Genomic DNA, 17,750 nt, shown 5'->3' on the forward strand with positions numbered 1-17,750 from the left:
TGATCTTGCAATGATGACCCTGCACCGCGTTTACCTCGTGGCCGGAGAGCTCTCCGGCGATATTCTTGGCGCTGGGCTGATGCGTGAACTCAAAGCACGCCATCCAGATGTCGAGTTCCGCGGTATTGGTGGGCCGCGCATGCAGGCAGAGGGCATGGAGAGCCGCTTTCCTTTAGAGACCCTCGCGGTAATGGGGCTGGTGGAAGTGCTCAAGCACCTCCCAGAACTGATCCGCGTGCGTCGCATCCTGAAAGCCGAAGCGTTGGCCTGGCAGCCAGATATTATGCTAGGTATCGATGCGCCTGATTTCAATTTGGGCCTGGAGCGCCAGCTTCGTGAAGCGGGCATTACCACCGCCCACTACGTGAGCCCTTCCGTGTGGGCGTGGCGACAGGGGCGGGTAAAAGGTATTGCCAAGTCGGTAGACGGCATGCTGACACTGCTGCCTTTTGAAGCCGCCTTCTATCGCGAACACCGTGTCCCCGTCGCCTTTGTGGGTCACCCTCTGGCCGACGAAATGCCGCTGGAAAATGACCGTGTTGCCACCCGTCAAGCGCTGGAGCTGGCGCCTGATAGCCAGGTGTTGGCGCTGTTGCCAGGCTCTCGGGCCAATGAAATTCGCTTTTTGGGCGATACCTTTCTTAACGCTGCCGAACAGCTCTGCCAGCGCCACCCCACGCTGCAAGTGGTGATTCCTGCGGCCACCTCTGATCGTCGCCGGGAAATCAGCGAACTGCTGACTAAGTATCCGCTGCTGATGGAGCGCACTGCGTTGCTAGATGGTCAGGCCCGCGAAGCGATGGTAGCCAGCGATATCGTGCTGCTGGCCTCGGGTACCGCCGCGTTGGAAGCCATGCTGTGTCACCGCAGCATGCTGGTGGCCTACAAAATGGCCCCAGCCACCCACTGGCTGGCTAAACGAATGGTGAAAACCCAGTGGGTGTCGCTACCCAATTTGATTGCCCAGGAAACGCTGGTGCCCGAACTGATTCAAGAGGCCGCTTCACCCGAAGCGATTGCCGACCAGCTCAGTGCCATGCTGTCAGATGGGGCAGGCCGCCATGCATTGGAAGCGCGCTTTGCCGAGATGCACGCCACCCTCCAGCGCAACGCCAGTCGCCGTGCCGCTGAGGCGATCAGCCTGTTGGCCGCGGGCCAGCCTCTGGAGTCTGTTGATGACCATTGAACACTGGTTGCTTGAACACAAGGATTTTCCGACGCTTGATATTGCCTATAGCGGTGAGATGTTAGCGGGTGTGGATGAAGTAGGGCGTGGCCCGCTAATAGGCAGTGTGGTCGCGGCCGCGGTGATTCTTGACCCCGCTAAACCGATTGAAGGTCTCAGCGACTCCAAAAAGCTCACTGCGCGCAAGCGTGAAGCGCTGGACAGTCAGATTCGCGAGCGAGCGTTAGCCTTTGCCGTGGCAGAAGCCAGCGCTGCCGAAGTGGATGAGCTGAATATTTACCACGCCACCCACTTGGCTATGCGTCGAGCCATTGATGCACTGGCACCGGCGGCGGAATATCTACTTGTCGATGGCAATAAATTACCTGGCCATCTGCTGCCTGGGCAGGCCGTGGTGAAGGGCGATGCGCGCCACGCGGCCATCGCCGCCGCTTCGATTCTGGCCAAGGTTGCCCGGGATGCCCAAATGGTTGCCTTGGATGAGTGCTATCCTGAGTATGGTTTTGCGCGCCATAAAGGCTACCCGACCAAAGAGCACCTGACGGCGCTTGCAGCTCACGGGGCACTGGCCGAACATCGTCGTAGCTTTGCGCCGGTGCAGCGTCAGTTGGCGCTGCTTTAACGTATTTCTTCTTCATCTAGCGTATTTCTGAGAGTCTCATGACGGTCCCGTTCGTTCATTTACGTTTGCACAGTGAATACTCCCTGGTCGACGGCTTGGTTAAACTCAAATCGCTGGTCAGCACTACTGCTGAGCGGTCGATGCCAGCGCTGGCGCTGACGGATGAAACTAACCTGTTTGGTTTGGTTAAGTTCTACAAAGCAGCCCAGGGGGCGGGGTTGAAGCCGATCATCGGCAGCGATTTATGGCTGCAAAACCCCCACGACGAATCGCACCCCTATCGGCTAACGCTGCTGGCCATGAATGACGTTGGCTATCGCAACCTTACCGAGCTGATCTCTAAAGGCTGGACCCGTGGCCAGCGCCAGGGGCGGGCCATTCTCGATAAACAGTGGGTGTTAGAGCAGAGCGAAGGGCTGATAGCGCTTTCCGGTGCGCGGGAGGGTGAGATTGGCCGACACCTGCTCTCTGATCATGAGCCTGAAGCGCGTCAGCTGCTCGAAGAGTGGCAGGCTGCGTTTCCCGAACGTTTTTATTTAGAGCTAGTGCGCACTGGGCGCCCATTGGAAGAGGCCTGCGTTCACGCCAGCGTCAAGCTGGCCATTGAGACAGGCACACCGGTGGTGGCGACCAACGACGTTCGCTTTTTAGAGCGCGACGATTACTGGGCCCACGAAACCCGCGTCGCCATCGGCGAAGGTAAAGCGCTGGATGACCCACGCCGTGAGCGCCGTTACACCGAAGAGCAGTACCTGAAAAGTCCGGAAGAGATGGCGGCCCTGTTTGCCGATATCCCTGAAGCGCTAGAAAACAGTGTCATGATTGCCGAGCGCTGTAGCGTCAACGTGCGTCTGGGCGAGATTTTCCTGCCCGAGTTCGAAATTCCTGAGGGCATGACCCAGGATGAGTTCTTCCGCAAGGTCTCCCACGATGGGCTGACGGATCGCCTCGATTTTCTGTTTCCCGCTGAGCGCTATCCCCGCGACAGCGATGAGTATAAAGCGATCGACCAGCGCTACCGCGATCGGCTGGAGTTTGAGCTCAACGTTATTATCCAGATGGGCTTTCCTGGCTACTTCCTGATCGTGATGGACTTTATCCAGTGGGCCAAGGATAACAGCGTACCGGTGGGGCCGGGACGTGGCTCGGGTGCTGGTTCGTTGGTGGCCTACGCGCAAAAGATCACCGATCTGGATCCGATTGGCTACGATTTGCTGTTTGAGCGCTTTTTGAACCCTGAGCGTGTCTCCATGCCCGACTTTGACGTCGATTTCTGTATGGAGAAACGCGACAAGGTAATCGAGTACGTGGCCGAGCGCTACGGACGTAACGCGGTGTCCCAGATCGTGACGTTTGGCACCATGGCCGCCAAGGCCGTGGTCCGTGATGTTGCCCGTGCTCAGGGGCGCCCCTACTCGCTGGGGGATAAGCTCTCCAAGCTGATTCCCTTTGAAGTGGGCATGACCCTGGCCAAAGCTATTGAGCAGGAGCCCGCGCTTAAAGAGTTTATCGGCAACGACGAAGAGGCCGAAGAAATTTGGGAGATGGCCCTCAAGCTGGAGGGCACCACCCGGGGTACCGGTAAGCACGCCGGGGGCGTGGTTATCGCGCCTACCAAACTGACGGACTTCTCGCCGCTGTTATGCGACGAAGATGGCTCAGGGCTGGTGGTGCAATTCGATAAAAACGATATCGAAGAGGCGGGGCTGGTTAAGTTTGACTTCCTGGGCTTACGTACGCTGACGATTATCGACTGGGCGCTGGAGATGGTCGATAAGGTGCGCAGCGTTAATGGCCAGGGGCCGCTCAAGATCGAGAGCATTCCGCTGGACGACGCGCCGACCTTTGAGATGCTCAAACGCGCCGAAACCACGGCGGTCTTCCAACTTGAATCCCGCGGCATGAAGGAGCTGATCAAGCGCCTGCTGCCCGACTCGCTGGACGACATGATCGCTCTAGTAGCATTGTTCCGCCCCGGCCCGCTGCAGTCGGGCATGGTTGATGACTTTATCAATCGTAAGCACGGCCGAGCCGAAGTCTCTTATCCCCACCCGGATTACCAGCACGAGCTGTTGAAGCCAGTGTTGGCGCCTACCTACGGCATTATCCTCTACCAAGAGCAGGTCATGCAGATCGCTCAGGTAATGGCAGGCTACAGCCTCGGTCAGGCCGATATGCTACGCCGGGCCATGGGTAAGAAAAAGCCTGAAGAGATGGCCAAGCAGCGTGACGGCTTTATGGAGGGTTGTGCCGCCAACGGCATTGATAAAGATCTTGCCGGTAACATCTTTGACCTAGTAGAGAAATTCGCCGGTTACGGCTTTAACAAGTCGCACTCGGCTGCCTACGCCTTGGTTTCCTACCAAACTGCGTGGCTAAAGGCCCACTATCCTGGGCCTTTCATGGCCGCGGTAATGTCCACAGAGATGGACAACCTGGATAAAGTGGTACCGCTGATTGAGGAGTGTCGTAACCTCAAGCTCACTGTGACCCCACCGAACGTTAACGTCGGTGGCTATAAATTCACCGTCGATACCGATGCTCGTGTGGTTTACGGCCTGGGCGCGATTCGTGGCGTGGGCGAAGGACCGATTGGCGCCATTGTCGAAGCCCGTGAGGCAGACGGCCCGTTTAAGGATATCTTCGACTTCTGTCGTCGCATGGACCCCAAACGGATGAATAAGCGCACCCTGGAAGCACTGATTCGCTCCGGCGCGCTGGATACCATCGGCCCTAATCGCGCGGTGCTATTCGCTGCCATGGAAGATGCGCTGAAAGCCGCCGCCCAGAACCATACCAATCAAAACCTGGGTATGCTGGATATGTTCGGCGACGCCTTCGTTGAAGCCGACGACAGTGATAGCAACGTTTACGCCGAATATATCAACGCCCGAGAGTGGACCGATCGCGAGCGTCTCTCAGGGGAGAAAGATACTCTGGGGCTCTACCTCACGGGCCACCCGATTGACGAGTACGAACGGGAATTGAAGCGCTTTGTGTCTACGCGAATCAGCGACCTGAAACCCTCCCGCGACCCCCAACGGGTGGCAGGGCTGGTGGTCGGCGTGCGTACCATGAAGTCCAAGCGTGGCGACACCATGGCGTTCATTACCCTGGACGACCGCACCGGGCGTATTGAAGCCTCGCTGTTTGGGGAGCTTTTTGAGCAGTTGCGCGGTCAGATTGAGGCCGATCAAGTGTTGATCGTTGAGGGCGAGGTCTCCAGTGATGAATTCTCCGGTGGTCTGCGTTTGCGCGGTAAAGACGTTACACCAATGGTGACGGCGCGCATTCGCTACGGGCAGGCGGTAGAGCTGGCCCTGGAAGCCGGGGAGATCAATGGCCGCTTAATTGAAACCCTGCGCGATAGCCTGACGCCGTATCGCGATCAGGAAGGCTTACCGGTACGGCTGCAGTATCGCCACCCGGCAGCGGTCGCTTGGCTGGAACTTGCCGATGAGTGGAAAGTCGCGCCGAGCGACGATTTACTACTGGCGCTGCGGGATGTACAGGGCCAAGCGGGCGTGCAGCTACGTTATCGTTAAAAGTATCGCCAACGGGTAATCGGGCGAGCACCCACCTTGCGCAGCAGGGTCAGGGTGCGATAATGCTCTTTATACTCTCTACACACATATGCATGCTTATTTTGACCAGGCAGAGCCGATGAATCCTAATTATCTCGATTTTGAACAGCCCATTGCCGAACTTCAGGCAAAAATTGAAGAGCTGCGTTTGGTCAGCTCTGATAGCCAAGTAAACCTTTCTGACGAGATCTCTCGGCTGGAAGAGAAAAGCCGTAAGCTGACGGAATCGATCTTCAAGGATTTGACTCCCTGGCAGGTTTCGCAACTATCCCGGCACCCCCAGCGCCCCTATACGCTGGACTATCTCGAACACGTCTTTACCGATTTCGACGAATTGCACGGTGATCGCAATTTTGCCGATGATGCCGCGCTAGTGGGTGGCATTGCGCGGTTGAACGACTCGCCGGTGATGGTCATCGGCCACCAAAAAGGTCGCGATGTAAAAGAGAAAGTTCGCCGCAACTTCGGTATGCCCCGCCCGGAAGGCTATCGCAAAGCGTGCCGCCTGATGGAAATGGCCGAGCGCTTCAAAATGCCGGTCCTGACCTTTATCGATACCCCCGGCGCCTATCCCGGCATCGACGCCGAAGAGCGCGGCCAGTCCGAGGCTATTGCCTACAATCTGGCTGTTATGTCGCGACTGAAAACGCCGATTATCTCGACCGTGGTGGGCGAAGGTGGCTCCGGCGGCGCGCTGGCCATTGGCGTATGCGATGAGCTGCAAATGCTGCAGTACTCCACCTACTCGGTGATCTCACCGGAAGGCTGCGCCTCGATTCTCTGGAAGAGTGCCACCAAGGCTTCTGATGCCGCTCAGGCCATGGGGATCACTGCCGAGCGCTTGAAGGAGCTGGGTTTTGTCGATTCGCTGATCAAAGAGCCGTTAGGCGGCTCTCATCGCCATCCTCTCTCTACCGCCGAGCGCGTCAAGGAAGCGCTCACCGCGAGCCTGGAGCGTTTGCAGGCGATGGATACCGATGCGCTGCTAGAGCGCCGCTATAAGCGGTTAATGAGCTATGGCGCCCCAGCCGCATAATTTACTGCAAGGCTTGCTCAACGACGCCCTGGCTGAAACCCCGTCGGGGCGCTCTATTTGGGTGGCACTCTCGGGCGGTTTGGACTCTTGTCTGCTGCTCGCGTTAGCCGCACAGGTCTGTGAACAAGCAGAACGTCCCCTGCGAGCCATTCATGTCAATCATGGCCTGCAAGCGGCAGCATCGACATTTGAAGCTCACTGTCGGGGGCTTTGTGAGCGTGCCAACGTTCCCCTCACAGTCGCCGAGGTGGCAGTGGATACCCAAGGCGAGGGCATTGAAGGGGCGGCGCGCAACGCTCGTTATGAGGCTTTCTTCGCCACTCTTCCCGCCGGTGACACGCTTTGGCTCGCCCAGCATCAGGACGATCAGGCGGAAACCTTCCTGCTTGCTGCCCTGCGCGGCAGTGGCGTACGCGGCCTGGCGGGTATGCCCTATCGGCGTGATGCCCACGATATTACGCTGCTGCGCCCGTGGCTTACGGTAGGGCGGGCCGCGCTTGAGAAAGCCGCGCAGTCACTTGATCTCTGCTGGTGCGAAGACCCTACCAACAGCGATATCAGCCTTGATCGCAACCGCCTGCGCCACCGGGTGCTGCCGACGCTTCGCGAACGTTGGCCAGAGGCAGATGAGGCCTTGGCGAGTAGCGCCCAACATGCCAGCGAAGCCGACAACTTGCTGAGTGAGTATGCCCAGCAAGAGCTGCAAGCGTTACTTACCATTGATGACCAATGCGTCGATAACCAATACTTGAAAGCCGCAGCGCTACGCGCGCGTTCGCGCCCCCGTCAGCGGCTGTTGGTGCGTACGCTCTGCCAGCAGCAAGGGTTGCCGACGCCACCGCAAAAGCGCCTAGAGAACCTGCTGGATCAATTAACAGCGAAGGTGGATGCCAAGGTATGCGTCGAGTGGCAGGGCGCTCAAGCGCGCCTGTGGCGTCAGCGGCTCTATCTGATGGCACCTCTTGAGCCGCTACCGGCGTGGGAGGCTAATTGGGATGGTCAAGCGCCCCTGGGAACGCCCATCGGTCCGCTGGGCTGGCAAGTATCTTCGTTACCAGCGTCCTCCCAGCCGTCGTCTCAACCGCTTAGGGTCACTTGGCGACAGGGAGGCGAGGTCATTCAACTACTAGCGCGGGGTAGGCGCGATGTAAAGCGGCTTCTTCAGGAGGCAGAGGTACCGCCCTGGGAGCGCGAACGGTTGGTGGTGATCATGCAGGCATCAGCGTGTATCGGAGTAATTGCCCCCCCTGGCAAGCTGCTATGGCAAGCCGAGGGGGCGCGCTTCATCCGTCAGACTTTCCCTGCTGTATCAAAAGCTTGAAACCGGCGGCTTCCATAAATGCCTGCTCCTGCTCCAAGTCGGTACTCAGCAGGGTGGGTTCATCACTGGCAGGCAGCGTAATTGTCAGGCTATCGCTGTCAGCGCTTATCTCCGGCAGCGAGGGAGCGGTTTCAGGGCGCGAATGGTTGAGCAGTACGGCTAAACGTAGCAGCCGGGCGAGCTTCTGCGTCACTCCCTGTTGCGCGTCGGGCAAAGCCTGCCACTCTTTAAGCGGAAATTTGCGTCGATGAGCGCGCACTAAAAACGCCAGCCGACGCTGTTCAGGGCGGGAGAAGCCGGCGAGATCGGAGTGCTCCAGCAGATATGCGCCGTGGCGATGGAACTGGCTGTGGGAAATCGCCAAGCCGATTTCATGCACATGGCTAGCCCACTGCAAATAGCGCGCTTGATCGGGGTTGAGCGACCACGCATGGCGTATTTGATGAAATAAGCGCTCAGCGGTGTCGGCGACATTAAGCCCCTGGCGAGTATCGACATCGTAGGTGCGCTGCAGCGACTCCAAGCTTTTCGAGCGCGAGTCTTCTGCAGTATTACGCCCAGCCATATCGTAGAGCACGCCTTCACGCAGAGCGCCGTCGGCGAAGCGCATCTGAGTTAAATCGAAGGCTTCAAAAATGGCCCCGAGAATGGCAATCCCCGCCGGGAAAACCTTGGCGCGGTCGGCTTTGAGGCCCTCTAGCTCGACTTTTTCCAGCTGTTTGCACTTGAGCAGACGCTCGCGCAGCTTCTTTAAGCCGCCGCGGGTAATGACACCCTCGTGGGGCGTATCGCCGTAGGCATAAAGCACGCTGGCGGCGGCCTTGATCGTGCCGCTGGAGCCGACCGGGTCATCCCAGCCCAGGCGCTGGTAGGGGCGCTGAATATTGGCAAGCTCCGAAAGGGCCGCCAGTTCGGCGCGGCGCATGCGCTTTTCGTTCAACTCACCGTCGGGGAAGAAGCGTCGGGAAAAAGTGACGCAGCCCATGCGTAGGCTTTCTAGCGCCTTGGGTTCAAACGCCTCGCCAATGATAAATTCGGTCGAGCCGCCGCCAATGTCGACGATTAATCGACGGCCACTTTCGGCCAGAGCGTGGGCGGCGCCCAAATAAATCAGCCGAGCCTCTTCGCGCCCAGCAATAATTTCGATGGCGTGACCTAATTGGGCCTCAGCGCGTTCGATAAATGCTTGGCTATTATGCGCATCGCGTAACGCGTTAGTGCCCACGATACGCAAATTGGCGTTGGTAATATCGCTTAAAAAGGGCGCGAAGCGGCCTAAGCAGTCTAGCGCGCGCTGCATAGCGGCCTCGCTCAGCATCCCGTCATCGTCTAAGCCTGCGGCGAGCTGCACTTTTTCACCCAAGCGGGCCACCACCTGGAGGCGTTCATGCTGGTAGTTGGCCACCAGTAGGTGAAAGCTGTTAGAGCCCAGGTCGATGGCGGCGAAACGCTGCGGCGCACCGCTGTCTGCCTCGGCGTTAGAGGCGGCAATGGGGAGCGAAATGTCCTTGGGCATGAGCTTTCCTTCGTGTTGGCTGTGCCAAGGTTGCGGTGACCTTTATCTATTGTCAATTGCAAAGACTTGCGTTTGTCGCGGGGCTTGACTACCATCGACCTACTGGCTTGATCTGACCTGGTTAGTTAGTGTGTCCAAAAGTACGTCGTTGTTAAGATAGTTTGGATAGACCGTTTAGATAGACGGCTTAAATAAACAGTTTAGATAAATCATCTTGCATGCGTCGTTCAAGTACGGCACCTTGGTCGCCCCAGACGTTATTCATTGTTTATCCCGTTAGCGTCAGCCAGAATTCCAAGTCGTCAGATAGCCCACTGGTTCAACCACTCTTCCTGTGTGAACCAGAGTAGACAAGTGTTAGCACCCTCGAGTTGAGTCTTAATAACAACTAGCAGCAGCGTTGTTAATTAAGTCCAACGCCGTTCCTTTCATCTTCGAGCGCGTGCCTTTACCGGGGTCTGAACGCATCACACGGCGTCACTTTCACGCCTCCTGTCTTACTCCCGGCGCCTGGCGCCCAGCTTCCATGAGCAACTTTCTAACACACCGATGAATCTCACTGAACTCAAGCAAAAAACCGTTCCCGAGCTCCTCGATATCGCCCGTGAAATGGGTATTGATAACTTGGCCCGTTCGCGCAAGCAGGACATCATTTTCGCCATCCTCAAGAAACACGCCAAAAGTGGCGAGGATATTTACGGCGACGGTGTGCTGGAAATTCTTCAGGATGGCTTTGGCTTCCTGCGTAGCGCTGACAGCTCCTATCTCGCCGGTCCCGACGATATCTACATATCGCCTTCGCAGATCCGCCGCTTCAATCTGCGCAAGGGTGACTCCATTTCCGGCAAAATCCGTCCGCCGAAGGAGGGTGAACGTTATTTCGCCCTGCTGAAGGTCAGTCAAATCAACTTTGACCGTCCGGAGAATGCCAAACACAAGATCCTGTTTGAGAACTTGACGCCCCTGTTCCCAGACGATCGTATGCGTATGGAGATCGGTAACGGCTCCACGGAAGACCTTACCGCTCGGATCATTGATTTAACCGCGCCGATTGGTAAAGGCCAACGTGGTTTGCTGGTATCGCCGCCCAAGGCGGGTAAAACGCTGATGTTGCAAAACATTGCGACCTCCATCACGCGCAACAACCCAGAGTGTCATCTGATCGTACTGCTGATCGATGAGCGCCCAGAGGAAGTGACCGAAATGTCGCGCACCGTGCGTGGCGAAGTGGTGGCGTCGACCTTTGATGAGCCGCCCGCGCGTCACGTGCAAGTGGCCGAAATGGTCATTGAGAAAGCCAAGCGCTTGGTTGAGCACAAGAAAGACGTGGTCATCCTGCTCGACTCGATTACTCGTCTAGCGCGTGCCTACAACACCGTGGTACCCAGCTCCGGCAAAGTACTTACTGGTGGTGTCGATGCCCATGCGCTTGAGAAGCCGAAACGCTTCTTTGGTGCGGCGCGTAACATTGAAGAGGGCGGCAGCCTAACGATTATCGCCACGGCGCTGGTCGACACCGGCTCCAAGATGGACGAAGTCATCTTCGAAGAGTTCAAGGGTACCGGTAACATGGAAGCCCACCTGGACCGCAAACTGGCCGAGCGTCGCGTATTCCCGGCGATCAACATCCGCCGCAGCGGCACCCGTCGTGAAGACCTGTTGGCATCCGAGGAAGAAATGCAGCGCATGTGGATTCTGCGCAAGCTGCTCAACCCGATGGAAGACACCGCCGCGACTGAATTCCTGATTGACCGTCTGAAAGATACCAAGACCAATCTTGAGTTCTTTGAAGCGATGAAGCGCCGCTAGCTTGTAGTCCAAAAGAGCGCCGCTAACGCGGCGCATTCGCCAGTCAGGGAGCGTGCCTTGAAGTACAAAGACTTGCGCGAGTTCATCGCGGCGCTTGAAGCGCAGGGTGAACTCAAGCGTATCCACGTCGAAGTCGATCCTTACCTGGAAATCACCGAAATTTGTGACCGCACGCTGCGTGCCGGTGGCCCGGCGTTGCTGTTTGAAAACGTCAAAGGCCACGACATGCCGCTGCTGGGCAACCTGTTTGGTACGCCCAAACGGGTGGCGCTGGGTATGGGGCAGGATTCGGTCGAAGCGCTCAGAGAAGTCGGTAAGCTGCTGGCGTTTTTAAAAGAGCCTGATCCACCTAAAGGCTTGAAAGATGCCTGGGACAAGCTGCCGATCTTTAAGCAAGTGCTTAGCATGGGGCCTAAAAACGTCAAGCATGCACCGGTGCAAGAGGTGGTGTATGAAGACGATGAGGTCGATCTTGGCATGCTGCCGATTCAGCACTGCTGGCCCGGCGATGCAGGGCCACTGGTGACCTGGCCACTGGTGATTACCAAAGGGCCGCTCAAGAAGCGTCAGAATCTTGGGATTTACCGTCAGCAGAAAATTGCTAAGAACCGCCTGATTATGCGCTGGCTCTCCCATCGTGGCGGCGCGTTGGATTTTCTGGAGTTCCAGAAAGCCCACCCAGGCGAGCCTTTCCCGGTCGCGGTGGCGCTTGGCGCCGACCCGGCGACGATTTTGGGCGCCGTGACGCCGGTGCCAGATTCACTTTCAGAATATGCTTTTGCAGGGCTGCTGCGCGGTTCACGGACGGAGTTGGTGAAGTGCGGTCATGCGGATCTGGATGTACCTGCATCGAGCGAGATCATTCTCGAGGGTTTTATCTACCCGGATGATATGGCAGCGGAAGGTCCCTTTGGTGACCACACCGGTTACTACAATGAGGTCGACCACTTCCCGGTATTTACCGTCACGCGGATGACCATGCGTCGTGATGCGATCTATCACTCCACCTACACCGGACGACCACCGGATGAGCCCGCGATTCTTGGGTTAGCGTTGAACGAAGTGTTTGTGCCGATCCTGTGTAAGCAGTTCCCCGAAATTGTCGACTTCTATCTTCCACCGGAAGGCTGCTCTTATCGTATGGCGGTCGTGACGATGAAGAAGCAGTACCCCGGCCACGCCAAGCGCGTCATGATGGGGGTATGGAGCTTTCTGCGTCAGTTCATGTACACCAAGTTTGTGATTGTGCTGGACGACGACGTGGATGCTCGCAATTGGGAAGATGTGATCTGGGCGATTACCACTCGGATGGATCCCGCACGGGACACCGTGATGGTCGAGAATACGCCGATCGATTACCTCGATTTCGCCTCGCCGGTCTCAGGCCTTGGCTCGAAAATGGGGCTTGATGCCACCAACAAGTGGCCGGGAGAGACCGATCGCGAATGGGGCACCCCTATTGTGATGGACGAAGCGGTTAAAGCGCGGGTAGATGAACGCTGGGAAGCCCTGGGCATAGGTCTGGAGTTACCGCCCTCTCGCCTTTGATAGACTGAAGACAGCCGTTGATCATGCGTATCGCTGACCGAATTTGTTAAAAGAGGCTTTCATGAGTGCAAGGACGTTGACTTGCCAAGTCACCGAGGTTGAGAACTTAAACCCCGATGTGTTTGGTGTAACGCTAGCCGGGCGCGCCGAAGCCATGCAGCATGCGCCGGGGCAATATTTAGAACTAAAGATAGACGACACAACCTGGGTACCGTTTTCGATTGCCAGCGCTGAACGGGGTGATGGCATCATTGAGCTACATATCCAACACTGGCCAGAGCGGGATAACTCAGCGCGGTTACGTGAGCTGCTTCAGGTGGCCAACCAGCTTACCTTGCGTTTGCCGGGTGGGGATTGCGTGTTGGATCGTCAGAGCGAGCGGCCACTAATGCTGATAGCCGCTGGCACCGGTTTCTCGCAGATGAAAGCGATTATTGAAGCAGTACTCCACGAGCAGCCAGAGCGTGAAATTTCGCTATGGTGGGCAGCGCGTGAACACCGCGACCTGTACTTGGAGCAATTGGCGAGTTCGTGGGCGCAAACCCATGCTAACGTCTCGTTTCATGCAGTGACCGAGCTTCCGTTAGAAGAGCCGATGGCAGTGGGCGAGCGGATCAACCACCACCAGGGGCGTATTGACCAGGTCTTGAAAGACGCAGAGATAACGCCGGCCACCCATGATGTATATATCTCGGGTTCACCAGGCATGGTATATGCCTGCTTGGATGTGCTCGACACGAAAGGCGTGAAGCTTGAGCGAGTGTTTTCGGATGTGTTTGCCTACGCCCCTCGAACTACTTAATATGGCCGCAGGTTTTTTGAGGCTCCCCTGATATAGCGTTGATAAAAAAGGAGGCTAACATGGCCCATCACGACGAAGACTATAAAGACGAATCTGGCTTTTTATCCATTTTTCTCGGCATAGTGGTATTGGTTAGCATGGCAGCACTGCCCGCGACGATTGGCTGGGTACAAGCTTTTAGCGGTTGAGTGTTGCCATTTGCAGCGCTTGCAGGCAGGATAAAAACCACAAAATCATTGCGGCAGCCTTAGCGGACGATTCTTTCGGGCGAGCCATTACTAACGGAAAATAGAAACATGCAGCGACTCACCACGCCACACACGATGAAACCACTGCCAGACATGGCTGATGGCGTGTGTGCACTCATGAGTAGCACAGGCTCTTATTGGTATTGGTTTAGCCACGGTGTGCCCTTGGCCGACGCCTAACGTCGCGCCATCAGGCACACCACTCGGTTGCCTGCCGCAAGCACAGAAGCCCCGGTCGGTAACCCCGCCGGGGCTTTTGGCATTTTTAGTCCCTACTACTGACGGGGTTGGTTAATTTTCATCACTATTTCATCGAGGAGCAGCATCATGATTTATCGTGCACTGACTAACGCGTTCGCTACCGGCTATGTGGGCTATGGCTATGGATGGCGATTTAGCGACGCGCGGTCGGTGCTAGCTGCCACCTCCGACCGCGTGCGCCTGGGTGGTCACCTAGTCAAACGATGTACGATTGCGGAGAATTAATCATGAATGCGCCCATCAGCTCTGTTGTAAATAAACCAGCCGTCAATACTGCCCAGGTCACATCGCGGCTTACGCCTACCACCCCCAAAAGGCTGCCTACCCCCGCCGAACTGCGTCAACGTGTCTCGTTAAGCGACCCGCTAAGCGAGCAAATTGCCCGCCAGCGTCACGCTGTACAGCAAATTTTAAGCGGTCACGATGACCGTCTACTCGTGGTGGTCGGCCCCTGCTCAGTGCACGACCCTGATGCCGCGCTTGAGTACGCCGACCGCTTGGCAGCACTCAGTGAAGACGTGAGCGGGCAGATATTACCCGTGATGCGTGTCTACATTGAAAAACCCCGCACCACCGTGGGTTGGAAAGGGCTGGCCTACGATCCTGATTTAGATGGCAGTGGCGATATGCCCCGCGGCCTGGCGCTCTCCCGTGAACTGATGCACGCCGTGGCGGCGCGTGGCCTGCCGGTGGCCACCGAGCTCTTGCAGCCGATGCTGGCACCTTACCTGGACGATTTGTTGAGCTGGGTCGCCATAGGCGCGCGCACCACTGAATCGCAGCTGCACCGGGAGCTAGCCAGTGATTTAGCCGCGGCGGTGGGGTTCAAAAATGCCACCAGCGGCGATGTTCAAGTTGCGATTGATGCTATGAGTGCGGCGGCCCACCCGCACCAGCGTTTTGCCGTCGATCCTCAAGGCTATCCGATCGTCCAGCAAACCACGGGCAACTCACATACCCACGTAGTACTGCGCGGTGGTCACGGTGAACCCAACTACCAGACTCAGCACGTACGTGCTGCTACCACCGCACTACGTAACGCGGGCCAAAACCCACGGCTGATGGTGGATTGCAGCCACGCTAACGCACGTAAGGATCACCGTCGCCAGAGCGAAGTGATGCTGGATGTACTCGCCCAGCGCCAGTCGGGGGAAGCCAATCTGGTGGCATTGATGTTGGAAAGCCATCTATTCGAAGGCAAGCAGCCGCTCAAGCCAGGCGCTATGCGCTACGGTGTTTCGGTGACCGATGCCTGCGTGGGCTGGGAGACTACCGAGCACTTACTTAAAACAGCCGCGGAGCGTTTGAGTTAAGCCTCGCTAACACTAGTACTTGTTTGCCATGGCCAGCCCCGTATCATAAGTAACTTATTTTGATGATGAGGCTGGCCATGGTATTTGCCCTAGAAGATCACGACCCTGAGACTTACCGCCGTAAAGCCCGCATGATCAGTTTTGCCATGGCAGGGCAACTGATTATTTTTGGCCTGCTGTTCTCCATGCTGCTCACGACCACCTTTGGCAGCAGTCTTTGGCTCAACGCCCTTGGTGTACTACTTGGGTTACTGGCCACCAGTGCACTTTTTGCCGTGCTGCGTGAGCGCCCGTGGATGACCGAAGTACGCTATGTCTGGCAGCTCAAACATCACTTGTCGCAAGTCAGCGGCTACCTTTCCCAGCTACGTAAAGCAGTGGAAGAGAATAATCGCACAGCCTTGGACCTACTCACTTTCTATCACCAGGGCATGTCGCAGTTGGCAGAGCTTAACGGGCGTACCACCGACGACGACTCGGAGCGGCTGGCTGAAAAAATGCAGGTTAAGATCAAACGCGAAGAGCTGGGGTTGCCCCCCCAAGTTGAGAGCATTGATACGCATGACTTGCAGGCATTCAAGCGCGGGTAATGAATACGAGTCATCATAGAAAAAGTCATACAGGGAGCGCGGTAAATGAATACGTTAAGAGTATGGAGTGGTGCTGTTTTCGCAGCAGGCGTGATGGTCGTGCTAGGAGGGTGTGCAGCGACGCCCACCGCCGAAACAGCAGTTGCCAATCAAGCCACGCTAGATAACCGGGCTCCCTTCCTGCCTTCGGCGCTGTTTCCTGGCTCCGCTGAACAATTTGCCGCATGGCACTGCGAGCCTGCGAAACAACACTTAGTGACCGCGACCAATACCAACGATCTGCGCCTGTGGTCGCTGCACGGCGCATGGCGACTGCCACAAGCCGTTGTGGCCAGCGGTGCCCGTTATCAAGATGGTGAAATCAGCTTCTGGAATCGGGGTGACAAAGCGCTGGTAGAAACTCCGCGGGGGCAACTGCAGTGCTCTCTGGCCGAACAGCGTGACGCCTTAACTCGAGCGGTGAAGCCTGGCGTGATGTTCTTTGGCCAGGGTAACGAGCCGGGTTGGAGCGTTGCGTTAGCGCATGATACGCCGACGCTGACCATGGAGACGAACTATGGGGAAGAGCGCCTCGAATTACCTTATATGGTCAGTGTGATGGACAATGAAGCGGGACGAGTGGTTATCGAAAACGCCGACGTTGAGCCGTTTTTCCGCGTGCGCATTGACGCCGGTGCCTGTTTTGACAACATGAGCGGAAAGCCTTTCCCAGCAAGGGTCACCCTGACCTACGGTGGTGAGCAGTATAGCGGCTGTGGCCAGGGTATTGCCCCCTAGGTTTATCCAATAAAGAGGTCGCTCAGCAGCGATAGATGACACGCTCGGCCCGCCACTCCTGCGCTACAAAGTCGCTGGCGCAGAGGGCCGAGGAGTTGCCCGCGGCGCGAGCGGCAAGCCGGGAGAGCGTTGTCATCTGAATGCCGCTTGAGCTTTCCACTTGTTCGCTCACCGCCAGCGGTACCCAGCGCTCCTCTTCTAACGTAGCCAGGGTGAAACTAAACGGATGAAACCCTGGAAAGCCGAGCCGTATATCGGTGGCAATAAGCGTCTCTTTACCATCCAGCCAACGCTCTTCATAGCGCAGAAAAGGCCCTGCAAACCACGCCAAGCGCTGCCCTTGCAGGCTAGCTAAAAGAGGGGCTTCCAGCGCTGCGTTACGAATCAGTGGTTCAAGACGTGGCGGGCTATTACCGTCAAGCACACTAATCAAACTTTCATAATAGCGATCCCCATCCATCACTGTGGCGCGCCATAGTACAATATTGAACGGGGTTGGCTGAATCAGCAGGGGAGCCTCTTGTAGCCCCTGCTCCGCCAGCACTGGGGCGATACGCTGTTCAATCATTACTTTCGCCCCAGCCGCCATGGTCAGATAAACACAGCTGATGGCCAGCCCCCAAGTGCAGGCCTTTCTTACCCGCGAAGAGACCAAACCGAATCCCAGGGCGATGAGCAAGGCAAGGGTATAAAGCGGGTCGATAATGAAAATGATCGGCCAGGCCGTAGGCGTTACATCAAGTGGCCACAACAGCTGGGTACCGTAGGTGGTAAGGGCATCAAGCAGCGGGTGCGTGACCAGAATAAGTGTATAAAAGCACCACCAGCGGGGCAGGCTAATCGCCTTGATAGGCGCAAAGCGTGCGCTCAGTAGTGCCAGCAGCGTGGCCAAGCCCGTTAGCACAAACAGTGAATGGCTAAAGCCGCGATGCTCGGTAACATTGGCCACGGCATCGCCGTAATCGATTATCACATCAAGATCAGGCAGGGTGCCCAGCACGACACCAATGAGAATGGCTTTTCGGCCCAAGCGCCGGCCCAGCACGGCACCGCCAATGGCTGCGCCAAGCGCAGCTTGCGTGACTGAATCCACAGGTTTCTCCGACGGGTAAACCCAGCTAAGATAAACGTTATGGT

General features: G+C 57.0%; 15 protein-coding genes. 13 read left to right on the top strand and 2 right to left on the bottom strand.

Annotated features, from left to right (window positions below):
- Nucleotides 1-13: 13 nt before the first annotated feature.
- The 5 genes from lpxB to tilS all read left to right on the top strand — a co-directional run bounded on the left by lpxB (nucleotide 14) and on the right by tilS (nucleotide 7,749).
- Nucleotides 14-1,186: a lipid-A-disaccharide synthase gene (lpxB, locus tag Q3Y66_RS02410; RefSeq protein ID WP_035587468.1), complete on the top strand. Its 1,173-nt coding sequence runs from the start codon at nucleotides 14-16 to the stop codon at nucleotides 1,184-1,186.
- Nucleotides 1,176-1,808: a ribonuclease HII gene (rnhB, locus tag Q3Y66_RS02415; RefSeq protein ID WP_008959865.1), complete on the top strand. Its 633-nt coding sequence runs from the start codon at nucleotides 1,176-1,178 to the stop codon at nucleotides 1,806-1,808. Before lpxB ends, rnhB begins: the two co-directional genes overlap by 11 nt.
- Nucleotides 1,809-1,846: 38 nt before the next feature.
- Entirely contained in the window at nucleotides 1,847-5,353 is a 3,507-nt protein-coding gene (dnaE, locus tag Q3Y66_RS02420; protein WP_008959864.1) for a DNA polymerase III subunit alpha, read from the top strand.
- Nucleotides 5,354-5,471: 118 nt separating this feature from the next.
- A complete protein-coding gene (accA, locus tag Q3Y66_RS02425; RefSeq protein WP_008959863.1) occupies nucleotides 5,472-6,428 on the top strand; it encodes an acetyl-CoA carboxylase carboxyl transferase subunit alpha in 957 nt (318 codons plus the stop codon).
- Nucleotides 6,409-7,749 (top strand): tRNA lysidine(34) synthetase TilS, encoded by a 1,341-nt coding sequence (gene tilS / locus Q3Y66_RS02430; protein ID WP_008959862.1) that lies wholly within the window; start codon nucleotides 6,409-6,411, stop codon nucleotides 7,747-7,749. Before accA ends, tilS begins: the two co-directional genes overlap by 20 nt.
- Here tilS and ppx read toward each other — a convergent pair.
- A complete protein-coding gene (gene ppx / locus Q3Y66_RS02435; protein WP_008959861.1) occupies nucleotides 7,712-9,265 on the bottom strand; it encodes an exopolyphosphatase in 1,554 nt (517 codons plus the stop codon). The two genes, tilS and ppx, sit on opposite strands and share 38 nt — an antisense overlap.
- Nucleotides 9,266-9,814: 549 nt before the next feature.
- Here ppx and rho point away from each other — a divergent pair.
- The 8 genes from rho (at nucleotide 9,815) to Q3Y66_RS02475 (ending at nucleotide 16,613) form a co-directional block, all read left to right on the top strand.
- Nucleotides 9,815-11,074: a transcription termination factor Rho gene (gene rho / locus Q3Y66_RS02440; protein WP_008959860.1), complete on the top strand. Its 1,260-nt coding sequence runs from the start codon at nucleotides 9,815-9,817 to the stop codon at nucleotides 11,072-11,074.
- A 57-nt stretch (nucleotides 11,075-11,131) separates the two neighbouring features.
- Nucleotides 11,132-12,622, top strand: coding sequence for a 4-hydroxy-3-polyprenylbenzoate decarboxylase (gene ubiD / locus Q3Y66_RS02445; RefSeq protein ID WP_008959859.1), 1,491 nt, complete (start codon nucleotides 11,132-11,134; stop codon nucleotides 12,620-12,622).
- Nucleotides 12,623-12,683: 61 nt separating this feature from the next.
- Nucleotides 12,684-13,424 carry an FAD-binding oxidoreductase gene (locus tag Q3Y66_RS02450; RefSeq protein ID WP_008959858.1) on the top strand — a complete coding sequence of 247 codons (741 nt, stop codon included), beginning with the start codon at nucleotides 12,684-12,686 and terminating at the stop codon, nucleotides 13,422-13,424.
- 59 nt (nucleotides 13,425-13,483) lie between these two features.
- Nucleotides 13,484-13,612, top strand: a complete 129-nt coding sequence (locus Q3Y66_RS02455; RefSeq protein WP_008959857.1) for a hypothetical protein — start codon at nucleotides 13,484-13,486, stop codon at nucleotides 13,610-13,612.
- A 387-nt stretch (nucleotides 13,613-13,999) separates the two neighbouring features.
- Nucleotides 14,000-14,158 (top strand): hypothetical protein, encoded by a 159-nt coding sequence (locus tag Q3Y66_RS02460; protein ID WP_008959856.1) that lies wholly within the window; start codon nucleotides 14,000-14,002, stop codon nucleotides 14,156-14,158.
- 2 nt (nucleotides 14,159-14,160) lie between these two features.
- Nucleotides 14,161-15,246, top strand: a complete 1,086-nt coding sequence (locus Q3Y66_RS02465; protein WP_008959855.1) for a 3-deoxy-7-phosphoheptulonate synthase — start codon at nucleotides 14,161-14,163, stop codon at nucleotides 15,244-15,246.
- 77 nt (nucleotides 15,247-15,323) lie between these two features.
- Nucleotides 15,324-15,836 (top strand): DUF3087 family protein, encoded by a 513-nt coding sequence (locus Q3Y66_RS02470; protein ID WP_008959854.1) that lies wholly within the window; start codon nucleotides 15,324-15,326, stop codon nucleotides 15,834-15,836.
- A 45-nt stretch (nucleotides 15,837-15,881) separates the two neighbouring features.
- A complete protein-coding gene (locus Q3Y66_RS02475; protein ID WP_008959853.1) occupies nucleotides 15,882-16,613 on the top strand; it encodes an MliC family protein in 732 nt (243 codons plus the stop codon).
- A gap of 22 nt (nucleotides 16,614-16,635) precedes the next feature.
- Here Q3Y66_RS02475 and Q3Y66_RS02480 read toward each other — a convergent pair whose 3' ends face one another.
- On the bottom strand, nucleotides 16,636-17,706 hold the full coding sequence (locus Q3Y66_RS02480; protein WP_008959852.1) for a metal-dependent hydrolase: 1,071 nt from the start codon (nucleotides 17,704-17,706) through the stop codon (nucleotides 16,636-16,638).
- Between the last annotated feature and the right edge of the window lie 44 nt (nucleotides 17,707-17,750).

Origin of the sequence: Halomonas sp. HAL1 (assembly GCF_030544485.1) — a bacterium.
GTDB lineage: Bacteria > Pseudomonadota > Gammaproteobacteria > Pseudomonadales > Halomonadaceae > Vreelandella > Vreelandella arctica.